Below are 14,075 nucleotides of genomic sequence, written 5' to 3' on the forward strand. Positions count from 1 at the left end.
GGAGAGAGGAATAATTTGGGAGGAACAAAAATTGAAATACACGAAGGAAGATATTATTGCTAAAATTAAGCAAGAAAATGTGAGGTTTATTCGTCTGCAATTTACCGATATGCTCGGGACAATTAAAAATGTAGAAATACCACTGAGTCAATTAGACAAAGCTTTAGATAATAAGATGATGTTCGATGGATCTTCAATTGAAGGATTTGTTCGAATTGAGGAATCAGATATGTATCTATATCCTGATATTGATTCATTCGTCGTATTTCCATGGACATCTGAAAAAGGTAAAGTTGCTCGGTTCATTTGTGACATTTATAATCCTGATGGTACACCTTTTGCTGGGTGTCCACGGTATAATTTAAAGAGAAACATAAAGGAAATGGAGAAATTAGGCTTTACGGCATTCAATATTGGTACGGAACCTGAGTTTTTCTTATTTAAGTTAGATGAACGCGGTGAACCATCATTAGAATTAAATGATCATGGTGGTTATTTCGATTTAGCTCCTACTGATTTAGGGGAAAATTGCAGAAGAGATATTGTATTAGAGTTAGAGGAAATGGGATTTGAAATTGAAGCATCACATCATGAGGGTGCACCCGGGCAGCATGAAATTGATTTTAAATATTCGGATGCTATTCGTCATTGTGATGATATTCAAACCTTTAAATTAGTCGTGAAAACAGTAGCCCGAAAACATCGTTTACATGCTACTTTTATGCCGAAACCGTTATTCGGTGTTTATGGTTCCGGTATGCACGTAAATATGTCTCTATTTAAAGAGGGAGTCAATGCTTTTTTCGATGAAGCGAAAGAGATGCAACTAAGTGATACGGCATACCACTTTATTGCAGGACTAATTAAACATGCACAAAACTATACAGCAATTACTAATCCTACTGTAAACTCTTATAAACGGTTAGTTCCTGGCTATGAAGCACCATGTCATGTTGCGTGGTCGGCACAAAATAGAAGCCCATTAGTCCGTGTTCCTTTTTCCCGTGGTTTAAGTACCCGTGTAGAACTTCGTAGTGTGGATCCAACGGCAAACCCATATCTGGCAATTGCAGTTTTATTACGTGCAGGCTTAGACGGTTTGCAACATAAGTTAACTCCGCCTGATGCTGTAAATCGTAATATATATGAGATGACTGCGGAGGAAAGACAAGCGAATGGCATTCATACATTACCCGAAACACTAGCCGATGCACTACAACAATTAGCTGGTGATAAAGTAATGATGGAAGCGATGGGATCACATTTATACGAACATTTTTTAGAAGCGAAGAAAATTGAATGGGATATGTTTAGAAAAACCGTACATCCGTGGGAACGAGAACAGTATTTAACGCAGTACTAGAAAGTAATAAGTAAAGTTTTAAACCCCTATTGAACGCTATAATGTTCAATAGGGGTTTTTTTATTGCATGATTATGAGAGATTCATAGTTTAACAGTTGTTATGTATATAATCTTAATGAATATGACGATAAAGACCAATTACCTTCCCTAGTATCGTAACATTTTGATAAATAAGTGGTTCCATCATTGCATTTTCTGGTTGGAGGCGGATATGATCAGTTTCTTTAAAGAAACGTTTTACTGTAGCTTCATTATCTTCTGTCATGGCAACTACAATCTCCCCATTTTGAGCTGTATTTTGCTGCTTTACAATGACTCTATCGCCATTTAAAATACCGGCTTCAATCATACTATCTCCATCAATAATCAAGCCAAAAAGTTGATCATCAGGACTTGTAGAAGATTTAGGTACTGGAATAAATTCTTCAATATTTTCAATCGCAGTGATTGGGAGACCAGCGGTAACTTTACCAATCAGTGGTGCATATGTAGCTTCATCACGGGGTATATTATTTTCCTCGGATTGAATAAGAATTTCTATGGCTCTAGGTTTTGTCGGGTCCCTACGAATATAACCTTTTTTTTCTAATCTTGATAAATGTCCGTGAACAGTAGAACTAGAAGCAAGACCCACAGCCTCAGCAATTTCTCTTACAGATGGAGGATATCCTTTTTTATCTACTTCGTCTTTTATAAAGTCAAGAATCGCTTTTTGTCTAGTAGATATCTTTGTCATGAAAGACACACCCTTTACATATTAATAGCTAATGTAAGTATAACATAAGGTTTTTGGACAAGCAAACATTCGTTCTAAAGTACCATTGACAAGACCGTATGTTCTGGTATACTAAAAATAAGAACAAAGGTTCCGTTTTTTGAAAAGGAGTGAAGATTGATGTTTGGTAAACTGACAAAAGTTGATTTATTTTATATCATTACCTTTATACTTGCATTATTATTTTTATATGTTTCCTTAATTAATTCATAATCAAATAGGAGTTTAAAAATGAAAGCTATTTTATATTGTAGGGTTAGTACAAATAAAGAAACACAAGAAACATCTCTAAAGAGACAAAAAGAGGAATTGTGCAAGCTTGCTGAAGCTTATAATATGACCGTTGTGGAAATAATTGAAGAAAAGGCAAGTGGTTACGAGATTGAGAGAGAAGGTATTTTTAAATTACTTGAACTTTTTGCAGCAGAGAAAGCAACTGTTCTACTCATCCAAGATGAAACGAGATTAGGAAGAGGGAATACTAAAATTGCTTTATTCCATCAACTTCATAAGTTAAAGGTTAAAATCTTTACAGTACGAAACTATGGAGAACTTGAAATATCAGAGTCGGATTCTATGGTTTTGCAAATTGTAAGTATTGTCGAAGAGTTTCAAAGAAAAATACATAACGCAAAAATAAAGCGTGGCATGAAACGAGCGGTAGAACAGGGATATAATCCTAGAAAAAACTTGAAAAATATTGATCAAGCACCAGGGAGAAAAAGAGTTGCCTTCCCTATTGAAGAGGTCGAACGCTTAAGAAATCAACATCTAACATTCGATGAAATAACAAAAACATTAAATGGATTGGGATATGATGTTTCGAAAGCAACGGTTCATCGTCGATATCAAGAGCATGTAAAACAGACATGATATATATATAAGATTGTGATAAAATATCAAAGACTAGAGATAGTCTTTTTTTTATGGATAGACTATTTACTTAGGAGGCAGACAGATGCTATCAAAGAAGAAACTGCAGAGAATTAATGAACTCGCAAATAAACAAAAAAGGCAAGTTTTAACACAAGAAGAAAAAGAGGAACAACAAAAATTACGACAAGAATATTTAGCGAACGTACGAAGGTCTTTTACAAACGAATTAAAATCTATGACGGTCATTGACCCAAAAGGCCAAGATGTGACACCAAAGAAAGTAAAAGAATTGCAAAAGCGTATGAAAGATCAATCATAAACTATTTGTTTGGCAAGGTATTGTCAAAAAAACGACAAATATCGCAAGCTTTATCTATATAGCTTGTTAAGTCACATATTTCATTATAAGATGTAGAAGGAAGTTATTTAGTTGAAGAAGAAAGGGGATTACTATGTCGAAACCAATTGAACAACTATCTGTAAATACAATCCGGACATTGTCTATTGATGCAATTGAAAAGGCAAATTCTGGTCATCCAGGTTTACCAATGGGAGCAGCTCCAATGGCCTACGTATTATGGACAGATTTTATGAATCATAATCCAAAAAATTCAAAATGGTTTAACCGCGATCGTTTTGTATTATCGGCGGGTCATGGCTCCATGTTACTGTATAGCTTATTGCATTTATCAGGCTATGAAGTATCTATTGATGATATTAAAAATTTTCGCCAATGGGGTTCTAACACACCAGGACATCCAGAAGTACTTGATACAGATGGTGTTGAAGCAACAACTGGACCTTTAGGACAAGGTATTGCAATGTCCGTTGGTATGGCAATGGCTGAAGCGCATTTAGCTAGTCAATTTAATACAGAAGATTTTTCCGTTATCGACCATTATACATATGCACTTGTAAGTGATGGGGATTTAATGGAAGGTATTTCCCATGAAGCAGCCTCTTTAGCAGGTCACTTAAAACTTGGAAAACTAATTGCTTTATATGATTCAAATGATATTTCTTTAGATGGGGATTTAGATCGATCTTTCTCTGATAAAACAGAAAAACGTTTTGAATCATATGGTTGGCAAGTTTTACGCGTAGAAGATGGCAATAACATCGAAGAAATCCGTGAAGCAATTAAACAGGCAAAACGAAATACAGATCAACCAACACTAATTGAAGTTAAAACAGTAATTGGGTATGGCTCACCGAATAAATCTGCTTCTTCAGATGCACATGGATCACCACTAGGAACAGATGAAGTGAAGTTAACGAAAGAATACTATAAATGGACACATGAAGATTTTTATGTACCAGAAGAAGTTTATGAAGATTTTCAAACTAAAATTATAGATAACGGTATAAAAACAGAATCTGCATGGAATGAACTATTCGCAGCTTATAAAGAAAAGTATCCACAAAAAGCGGATAAGTTAGCATTGGCAATGCAAGGAAAACTACCTGAAGGATGGTATGATAACTTACCGGAATTCACGCCTGGAGAAGATACGATTGCTACTCGTTCTGCTTCTGGAAAAGTGTTAAATGGAATTGCGGAAAATGTACCTTTCTTTATAGGGGGTAGTGCTGATTTAGCAGGTTCTAATAAAACGTTAATTAATGGTGCAGAAGATTTCACAGCAGATCATTATAATGGACGAAATATTTGGTTTGGTGTTCGTGAACACGCAATGGGTGCTGCATTAAACGGAATGGCATTACATGGCGGTCTAAAAGTCTATGGTGGAACATTCTTTGTATTTAGTGACTATGTACGTCCGGCAGTGCGGTTATCTGCCTTAATGAAAACCCCTGTAACATATGTATTTACACACGATTCTATAGCAGTAGGAGAAGACGGTCCAACTCATGAACCAGTTGAACATTTAGCTGCGTTTCGCGCAATGCCTAACTTATCTGTTATTCGTCCTGCTGATGGTAATGAGACCAAAGCAGCTTGGCGCCTAGCAGTAGAGTCAACCAATCAACCAACTGCCCTTGTGTTAACAAGACAAGATCTACCTACTTTACCTGGTACGAAAGAACATGCGTATGAAGGTGTCAAACGTGGGGCATATATTGTGAGTCCTTCTGTTAAAGAAGTACCAGATGCAATTTTATTAGCAACAGGATCGGAAGTGCAATTAGCAGTACGTGCACAGGAACAATTAAAGGAAAAAGATATTGATGTGCGTGTTGTAAGTATGCCTTCATGGGATCGATTTGACGCACAAGATGTTACTTACAAACAATCCGTTTTACCAAAAGAAGTGAAAAAACGGGTAGGAATTGAAATGGCTACTTCTTTCGGTTGGGAACGATATATCGGTGATGAAGGTGTCATGATTGGAATCGACAGATTTGGTGCTTCAGCAAACGGAGAAAAAGTAATGCAAGAATATGGATTTACAGTGGAAAACGTTGTAAAACACGTTGAAGGATTATTTCAATAAAAACAGTGGACGTAACGTTTTGCATATTCACGCTAATTTGCAAACACACGTTATAAATGTAAAGGACAGAGCGTAATATTTCTGTTAAAAGGGACATGAAATCAAAAATATACTTTCTTATTTTTAAAAATACTACCATGTAGACCACTGAAAGTCTTTTGAGCTTTCAGTGGCATGACAATATTACTAGGAGAGCCCCCAAACTTCCGAATAGGAAATTTGGGGGCTCTCTTTATCAATACAAGGAATTTTTTTTACTTCAATATGATGTTTACCGTGTAAACACCTTCCTTGAAAGCAATGGATAGATCCTTTAGCACCAGCCACTTTTTAATATATATTTTCGGTAGCCTTCATTTCCCAATCTATTTTTTGAGTGGCTATCATTCTGCGCCCTTTTTTTATAAGTTGCAACTTCATCGGGCATTCGACAAAACTAGTGCAATTCTACACGATAATATGACAGAATAATTAAATTTTATTAGTTATAATAGAGTTACTAGGAGGGGATGAATGTGGATGTTTATTCAATCTACTGGATTAAAGAAGAGATAGCAGATCATTATTTTTATAAGAGTGACTATTTATATCGATTTTTTAAAGCTTATGAAGCAGAGCCAAATAGACCTGATCTAGCAGCGCAATTCGCGTTTATTACGAAGGACTTATTAAAAGAAAAGATAATGCAAGATATGCTAAATTTTCCATACGATGATGTAACCATCCATCGAAAACATCATCATATCGAATTAGTTGCGTCTAAAAATTATATTACTTTACATATGTACGAAAAACATATAAAATTTCTTTGTCCATCATTACACGATGCGGAAAAGTTACTTTTTCCAGTTTTAAAGCAGTTCCATCCATATCTGTTTATTGTAGGAAGGAACCAATATAACTATGGTTGGATTTCTTTAGCAAAGCCTACGACAAATTATGAACAAGTATTGTATTCTCTGCTTTGATTGACTATACTGGATAAGAGACAACACGAAGGAGGAAAATTGTACATGTTAATGTGGTATTGGATTGTATTAATCGCGCTTGGAACATTGGTAGCAGGTGTTGCTCTTGGATTTTTTATTGCAAGAAAATATATGATGAGTTACTTGAAAAAGAATCCGCCAATTAATGAGCAAATGCTTCGTACATTAATGATGCAAATGGGTCAAAAACCATCGCAGAAGAAAATCAATCAAATGATGCGTGCGATGAATCAGCAAATGGATAAGTAATTGCAATGATTCATATTTTATGTTACCTCATACAAAAAGTATGAGGTATTTTACTTAGGGTATGTATTCTAAATAGTTGGCAATTTGTCATAATCAAAAGTCTTCTGTTCTCGTATTTTTGCTAAAATGAAAAGAAGGGAAGAATAGAAGGGGGTATAGATTTGTCGGAAATTAATATCTTTATTGCTTTTGGAGCGGGGTTTTTATCTTTTATTTCACCATGTGTTTTACCACTCTATCCAGCTTTCTTATCTTATATTACAGGTATGAGTGTTTCTGAAATTAGAGAAGAAAATAAAATGATTAATAAAAAGAGCCTTTTACATACAACATGTTTCTTAATCGGTTTTTCTAGTATCTTTGTCATATTGGGCTTTGCCACTTCAGCAATTGGCTCTTTTTTAGTTACCTATCAAGATATTATTCGCCAAATAGGAGCTATTCTTATTATTTTCTTTGGATTAGTTATTGTAGGAATTTTTAACTTTGAGTTTTTAATGAAGGATAAAAAGGTCACGTTTAAAAACAAGCCGGCGGGTTACTTAGGTTCTACACTAATTGGGATGGCATTTTCACTTGGTTGGACACCTTGCACTGGGCCAATCCTTGCGATTGTTATATCTTTAGCTGCTACCCAACCTAATTTGAGTATGATTATGATGCTTAGCTATGCATTAGGATTTTCATTACCATTTTTTATCCTATCATTCTTTATTGGAAAACTAACTTGGATCCGAAAACATAGTATGCTCATTATAAAAATTGGTGGGTATGTTATGATTTTTATGGGGGTTGCATTATTCTTTGACTGGATGACGAAATTAACATCCTATCTTGCAAGTTTATTTAACTTTTATGGTTTTTAATCTGTTTTCATCATCACTATAGTATGATACTATTACTATAGAAAGTGTTTTTCAAGAATAAGTGATCTTATTTGAACACAGAATAGAACTAAGAGAGAAAGGTTGTTCTAATGTATGTACAAGCCGAATAATCTTATATTACGAACTACAACATCTTTGATTGCGTTTATTTTGTTGGGTTTTGCTATTTATTTACTATTAGCAGGTCATAACTCCCCAGGTGGTGGATTTGTCGGAGGTTTGGTAACGTCTGCTGCAGTCATACTGCTTTACATGGCCTATGGGCAGAAAGAGGTAAGTAAGATATTACCAATTAATTTTCAAATTCTCATTCCAATTGGATTATTAATCGCTGTATTTACTGGTGCAGGATCATTTATATTTCAGGCTCCCTTTTTAACACATACATTCGGAGCGATAACTGTGCCTTTTTTTGGTGAAATTGAATTAGCAACAGCTATGCTATTCGATTTAGGTGTCTATTTCACTGTATTAGGTGCAACAATCACCATTATTTTAAATATAGCGCAAGATGCCTCATAACAGGTTGTTGTTATGTAAGGTCAAGTAATGGAATGGAGGAAATCTTCATGGCAAGAATTATGATTGTAGATGATACAAAGTTTATTCGAATGACACTATCCACAATTTTGCAAAACTTGCATCATGATATTATAGCAGAAGCAGAAAATGGCCAAGAAGCAGTAACATTATATCTAGAACATCAACCAGATTTAGTGTTTATGGATATAACGATGCCGGTTATGAGTGGAATTGAGGCTATAAACAAGATTATGCAACATGATCAATCTGCCAAAATTATCGTCTGTTCTGCAATGGGGCAACAAAAAACAGTCGTACAAGCTATAGAATCAGGTGCAAAAGATTTTGTAGTAAAACCGTTTGATGAAAATAGAATTAAGGAAACGGTGCAGCGGGTATTACATCATATCTGATGTCTCTAAGATTAGAAAGAGTGATTGAATAATATGTTTTGGATTATCGCTAGTACAGTTGTAGCTACATGTATGGCAGTCTTGATGATATTTGTACGCTTAAAAATGGCAAAAAAACCGACTACGGTTAAAAAAATTATTTTACCTCCTATTTTTATGAGTACCGGTGCGTTTATGTTTTTGTTTCCAGAATTTCATTTAACAATAGAAGAGGTATTAGAAGCACTCATACTAGGTGGGGTCTTTTCCATCTTCCTAATTAAAACTTCCAAATTTGAAATTAAGGGTAGCGATATTTATTTAATTCCTTCCAAAAGTTTCATTTTTATATTAATAGGATTGTTAGTTGTTAGAATGGGTATAAAAGTAATAATTGGTAGTCAAATATCTTTAGGCGCTACAAGTGGCATGTTTTTTCTATTGGCATTTGCAATGATTGTCTCATGGCGACTAGCGATGTTACGTAAATTCAAGAAAGTGGAAAGAGAACTGAAACATAGAATGCTATTAAGATAAAAAAACATGTTCTTCTCATATGAAGAACATGTTTTTAGTATCTTATATTACTTCTTATATTTTTCTTCCCACCCCTTGGCATAATTAGCTTTTGCTGCTTCGAAATAAGGCTCAAAGGGGGTTGCGTCAATCTCCTTTTCGGCCAGTCGCTTACGCAAAAAACGGTGATCACGTTTAGGTGTTGCAATAATGTATCCTTCAATTAGAATATCTTGGGTTATTTTGTTAGCTTTTTTTTCCAAGGCAACTTCCCCGATTTTACTCGCAATTTTATGCCGTGCCACATCGCGAAATAGTTCGGGAACAGGAGATACTAATTCCTCCAATAAATCTTTTTCTTCTTGTTCCCACATATGATTCGTTTTTTCAACGTAATGTCTTTCCCAATCCATGATTGACTTTCCATCTTCCTTTGGGAGCTGTTTCAAAAATTTACGAAACATAAAATATCCCCCAATCGCCATGCTACCAATCATTAAAAATCCCCAGAACACAATAAGATAATCAACGAAAACTGACAAAATAATCATCCTTTATGTATGATAGTAGAAGATAATGCTGTTTTAAAATAAGCGGAAATTCGTCATATAAATCTTCATTTATCGATAAAATCTCAATTTAATTCACAAAACATTACGATATTACCTATTTTATATGATAATATTATTATAATTGGATTTATACAGATAAACAAGTTTCATATTTTGACATATACATGCATAGCATAGAATAAACAAAGGTTATTTTGTTGTAATTTGAAGGGAAGGGGCGGATCTGATGGCAAATCGCAGCAATAAAAATAAAAGCTCAGGGGAACAATCACAATCAGGCATGATACATATGAAAAATAATCGACCACTTCATAACGTGAAATCACTCCCACTGGAAATATTAAATTGGATTGAAAATAATAGTAATGATGTCATCACTATTTGGAATCAAAGTGGGAAATTACTTTTTGTATCAGATTCAGTAGAACAGTTATTAGGATTTAAGGCAAATGCTATAACAAATAAATCGTGGAATACTTTTTTGACAGTAGAGGATGCACATTATATATCAAAAAAATTTACAAATGAAATAAATGTGAAGCAGATGTTTAATATACCGTTATTTAATCATAATGATCTCCCAGTTTGGTGTGGGATTACTGCTGTTAAATTAGTTGCACATCATGAACCATATTATGTTGCTATTTTAAAGGATATAACAGATAAAAAAGAAGCGGAAGAGTTAATGATTCGCTCAGAGAAAATGTCGATTGCAGGTCAATTGGCTGCTGGAATTGCACATGAAATTAGGAATCCACTGACTTCATTAAAAGGCTTTTTACAACTTCTTCAAGCAGGTGTAGAACAAAAAGATGTCTATTATAAAATAATGATTGATGAAATAATAAAAATGGAACAAATTACTTCTGAATTGTTATATATATCAAAACCCTTGACTGATTTTAAACAAGATGAATCATTGCGCACTATGATTCAAGATGTGATTGAACTGTTAAATACACAAGCGAAACTAAAAGATATTACTCTTACACATCAACAAGAAAACAATATTTTCCTTCACTGTGATCGCTCTCAAATTAAGCAAGTATTAATCAATATTGTGAAAAATGCAATTGAAGCAATGGATAGTACGGGGGAAATCTTTATCATAGTACAACAAGAAGCATACAAAACTACCGTCGAAATTGTTGATGAAGGTCCGGGAATTGAAGAAGGTATATTACATAAATTAGGTGAACCATTCTTTACAACAAAACAAAATGGTACAGGTCTTGGGCTCATGATCTCTAAGCAAATACTGGATAGACATCATGCAACTTTGGATATTTTTAAAAATGATGATAAGGGTAGTACATTTCGAATCACATTTTATCATGAATCGTAATAATTAATTTTCTATTAAAAACTATATTTGTATAAGTAAAAGTTATCGTCATACATAAGAATTTCGTATATCAATTTGTGAGCAATCATTTGTTTTATTATCCGTTTTCATTTACTATTATAGAGGGAAATTGAATTTACTAGATTTCCATATGTATTCATCTAAAAGAGAAGGTTTTCTATGAAAATCATTTTCTTTCTTTTTTTGGCGGAAGGGACTAATCCTTTCTACATAGTGTACTTTGAGATTCTCCATGTAGTTGAGTTGGTGAATGTCAAGTTTACAATGTAATTGATAAGCAATTAGAATTTTTGCAGAAAGAGGGGAAATTAATGGGAACAAATGCGTTTCAAGCAAAGAAAAAGTTTGAATTAAATGGAAAAACGTACAATTATTATCACTTGAAAACATTAGAAGAAGCAGGGGCAGGATCTATATCTCGCTTGCCATTTTCCATTCGTGTTTTATTAGAATCTTTACTGCGTCAACATGATGGACGTGTTATTAAAGACGAACATGTAAATGGATTATTACAGTGGGGGACAAAGGAAGGTGAAGGTGTAGACGTACCATTTAAACCTTCGCGTGTTATTCTACAAGATTTTACTGGTGTACCAGCAGTTGTAGATTTAGCTTCATTACGTAAAGCAATGGTTGACATGGGTGGAGAACCTAACCAAATAAACCCAGAAGTTCCAGTAGATTTGGTAATTGACCACTCAGTACAAGTAGATGAGTATGGAACAGGGAATGCATTACGTGCAAACATGGAGTTAGAATTTGAACGTAATGCTGAGCGCTATGAATTTTTACATTGGGCACAGAAGGCATTTGATAATTATCGTGCTGTACCACCTGCAACAGGTATCGTGCATCAAGTTAACCTTGAATATTTAGCAAATGTTGTACATGGTTTAGAAAATGAAAATGGAGAGTATGATGCATTTCCGGATACACTAGTTGGAACAGACTCCCATACTACAATGATCAACGGTTTAGGAATTCTTGGATGGGGTGTCGGTGGAATTGAGGCAGAAGCTGGTATGCTTGGTCAACCTTCATATTTCCCATCACCTGAAGTAATTGGAGTTAAATTTACAGGTAGCTTCCCACAAGGCACAACTGCTACAGACTTAGCACTAAAAGTTACCCAAGTGTTGCGTGAGAAAAATGTAGTTGGAAAATTTGTTGAGTATTTCGGACCAGGTCTAAAAGATATGCCATTAGCGGACAGAGCAACTATCTCCAACATGGCTCCTGAATACGGTGCAACATGTGGATTTTTCCCTGTTGATGCGGAAGCATTAAATTATTTACGTTTAACAGGTCGTAATGAAGAACAAATTGCTCTGGTAGAAAAATATTGTAAAGAAAATGATTTATGGTATGATGCCGAACAGAGTGATCCAGAATATACCGAAGTTGTAGAAATTGACTTGTCTGAATTAGAGCCAAACTTATCTGGACCTAAACGTCCACAAGATTTAATACCATTATCAAAAATGCAGAAGGAGTTTAATAAAGCAATTACGGCTCCTGCTGGAAACCAAGGATTTGGCCTAGATAAATCAGAATTCGAAAAAGAAGTAAAAATTGAGCATCCTAATGGAAATACTTCCGTAATGAAAACAGGTTCCTTAGCAATTGCAGCTATTACATCTTGTACAAACACATCTAACCCATATGTAATGTTAGGTGCGGGATTATTAGCTAAAAAAGCAGTTGAAAAGGGCTTAGAAGTACCAGCATTCGTTAAAACTTCTTTAGCGCCTGGTTCAAAAGTGGTTACACGTTATTTGAACGATGCTAATCTTATGCAATATTTAAATAAACTAGGATTTAATTTAGTGGGTTACGGTTGTACAACGTGTATCGGTAACTCTGGTCCTCTACGTCCAGAAATAGAAGAATCTATTGTTCAAAATGACTTAACAGTTTCTTCTGTGCTTTCAGGTAACAGAAACTTTGAAGGACGTATCCATCCTTTAGTAAAAGCTAACTATTTGGCTTCACCACCGTTAGTAGTTGCTTATGCATTAGCTGGAACAGTCGATATTAACTTAACAGAAGATGCACTCGGTAAAGGAGAAGATGGTCAAGACGTATACTTGAAAGATATTTGGCCAACAATGGACGAAATTAAAGCTGAAGTTAATAAAGTAGTAGTACCAGAAATATTCCGTAAAGAATATGAGACTGTATTTGATTCGAACGAAAAATGGAATGAAATTCAAACGACGGATGAACCATTATTTGAGTGGGATGATGAATCAACTTATATTCAAAATCCACCATTCTTTGAGGGTTTATCTAAAAATGCTGGTATAGTCGAACCATTAAAGGATTTGCGTGTTATTGGGAAATTTGGGGATTCTGTTACAACTGACCACATTTCTCCAGCAGGTGCCATTGCCAAAGATATGCCTGCAGGTAAATATTTACAAGAGAAAGATGTTTCACCGCGTAATTTTAACTCTTACGGTTCACGTCGAGGTAACCATGAAGTGATGATGCGTGGTACGTTTGCAAACATTCGTATTCGAAATCAAATAGCACCAGGTACTGAAGGTGGATATACAACTTACTGGCCAACAGGTGAAGTAATGGCTATCTATGATGCAGCAATGAAGTATCAAGAAGAAGGTACTGGTCTTATCGTACTTGCTGGTAAAGATTACGGAATGGGCTCATCTCGTGACTGGGCAGCAAAAGGTACGAATTTATTAGGTATTAAAACTGTTATTGCCGAAAGTTTCGAGCGTATTCACCGTTCTAACTTAGTAATGATGGGTGTACTTCCATTACAATTTGAAAAAGGTGACAGTGCCGAAAAGTTAGGTTTAACAGGAAAAGAAACTATTACAGTCGAAGTTGATGAAACAGTTAAACCGCATGATCTTGTGAACGTTACTGCTGTAGCAGAAGATGGCAAGAAAACAGAATTTAAAGCAATCGCTCGTTTCGATAGTGAAGTTGAAATTGATTACTATCGTCATGGTGGTATTTTACAGATGGTATTACGTAATAAATTAGCAAATTAATAAATCAGAAAAAGCTCTTGTGGCATATGTTGCAAGAGCTTTTCTGATTTTTCCTTTTGTATATATGCTTTAATATGTATACAAACCATCT

14 protein-coding genes are annotated in these 14,075 nt (G+C 34.8%); 12 read left to right on the forward strand and 2 right to left on the reverse strand.

Translation table 11 applies throughout. The annotated features are described in order from the left end of the window. Positions 1-31: 31 nt before the first annotated feature. A complete protein-coding gene (glnA, locus tag ACFFIS_RS02130; protein ID WP_390185959.1) occupies positions 32-1,363 on the forward strand; it encodes a type I glutamate--ammonia ligase in 1,332 nt (443 codons plus the stop codon). 113 nt (positions 1,364-1,476) lie between these two features. Here glnA and lexA read toward each other — a convergent pair whose 3' ends face one another. Then, entirely contained in the window at positions 1,477-2,100 is a 624-nt protein-coding gene (lexA, locus tag ACFFIS_RS02135; RefSeq protein ID WP_390185960.1) for a transcriptional repressor LexA, read from the reverse strand. A 270-nt stretch (positions 2,101-2,370) separates the two neighbouring features. Between lexA and ACFFIS_RS02140 the strand changes: the two genes are divergently transcribed. From ACFFIS_RS02140 to ACFFIS_RS02180, 9 genes are all read left to right on the forward strand, one after another. Next, on the forward strand, positions 2,371-3,012 hold the full coding sequence (locus ACFFIS_RS02140) for a YneB family resolvase-like protein (protein ID WP_320378977.1): 642 nt from the start codon (positions 2,371-2,373) through the stop codon (positions 3,010-3,012). A gap of 85 nt (positions 3,013-3,097) precedes the next feature. Further along, a complete protein-coding gene (locus tag ACFFIS_RS02145; RefSeq protein ID WP_320378978.1) occupies positions 3,098-3,334 on the forward strand; it encodes a DUF896 domain-containing protein in 237 nt (78 codons plus the stop codon). Between the two features lie 133 nt (positions 3,335-3,467). Continuing rightward, the gene (gene tkt / locus ACFFIS_RS02150) at positions 3,468-5,471 is read left to right on the forward strand and encodes a transketolase (RefSeq protein WP_390185963.1); all 2,004 of its coding nucleotides are present in this window, start codon (positions 3,468-3,470) and stop codon (positions 5,469-5,471) included. A 515-nt stretch (positions 5,472-5,986) separates the two neighbouring features. Beyond that, complete coding sequence (gene sirA / locus ACFFIS_RS02155) at positions 5,987-6,439, forward strand: sporulation inhibitor of replication protein SirA (RefSeq protein WP_320378979.1); 453 nt, start codon at positions 5,987-5,989, stop codon at positions 6,437-6,439. A gap of 51 nt (positions 6,440-6,490) precedes the next feature. After that, a complete protein-coding gene (locus tag ACFFIS_RS02160; protein ID WP_390186006.1) occupies positions 6,491-6,709 on the forward strand; it encodes a YneF family protein in 219 nt (72 codons plus the stop codon). 161 nt (positions 6,710-6,870) lie between these two features. Next, complete coding sequence (locus ACFFIS_RS02165; protein WP_390185965.1) at positions 6,871-7,575, forward strand: cytochrome c biogenesis CcdA family protein; 705 nt, start codon at positions 6,871-6,873, stop codon at positions 7,573-7,575. 114 nt (positions 7,576-7,689) lie between these two features. Further along, a complete protein-coding gene (locus ACFFIS_RS02170) occupies positions 7,690-8,118 on the forward strand; it encodes a Na(+)/H(+) antiporter subunit B (protein WP_320378981.1) in 429 nt (142 codons plus the stop codon). Between the two features lie 47 nt (positions 8,119-8,165). Then, complete coding sequence (locus ACFFIS_RS02175; protein WP_320378982.1) at positions 8,166-8,531, forward strand: response regulator; 366 nt, start codon at positions 8,166-8,168, stop codon at positions 8,529-8,531. Between the two features lie 33 nt (positions 8,532-8,564). Continuing rightward, positions 8,565-9,047, forward strand: a complete 483-nt coding sequence (locus ACFFIS_RS02180; protein WP_320378983.1) for a CcdC family protein — start codon at positions 8,565-8,567, stop codon at positions 9,045-9,047. Positions 9,048-9,094: 47 nt separating this feature from the next. Here ACFFIS_RS02180 and ACFFIS_RS02185 read toward each other — a convergent pair whose 3' ends face one another. Further along, positions 9,095-9,577 (reverse strand): DUF2621 family protein, encoded by a 483-nt coding sequence (locus tag ACFFIS_RS02185; protein ID WP_390185968.1) that lies wholly within the window; start codon positions 9,575-9,577, stop codon positions 9,095-9,097. Between the two features lie 247 nt (positions 9,578-9,824). Between ACFFIS_RS02185 and ACFFIS_RS02190 the strand changes: the two genes are divergently transcribed. Continuing rightward, positions 9,825-10,943: an ATP-binding protein gene (locus ACFFIS_RS02190; protein WP_390185970.1), complete on the forward strand. Its 1,119-nt coding sequence runs from the start codon at positions 9,825-9,827 to the stop codon at positions 10,941-10,943. Positions 10,944-11,275: 332 nt separating this feature from the next. Beyond that, positions 11,276-13,984, forward strand: a complete 2,709-nt coding sequence (gene acnA / locus ACFFIS_RS02195; protein ID WP_390185971.1) for an aconitate hydratase AcnA — start codon at positions 11,276-11,278, stop codon at positions 13,982-13,984. Positions 13,985-14,075: the final 91 nt, after the last annotated feature.

It is taken from the genome of Paracerasibacillus soli, assembly GCF_042432965.1.
Lineage (GTDB): Bacteria > Bacillota > Bacilli > Bacillales > Amphibacillaceae > Paracerasibacillus > Paracerasibacillus soli.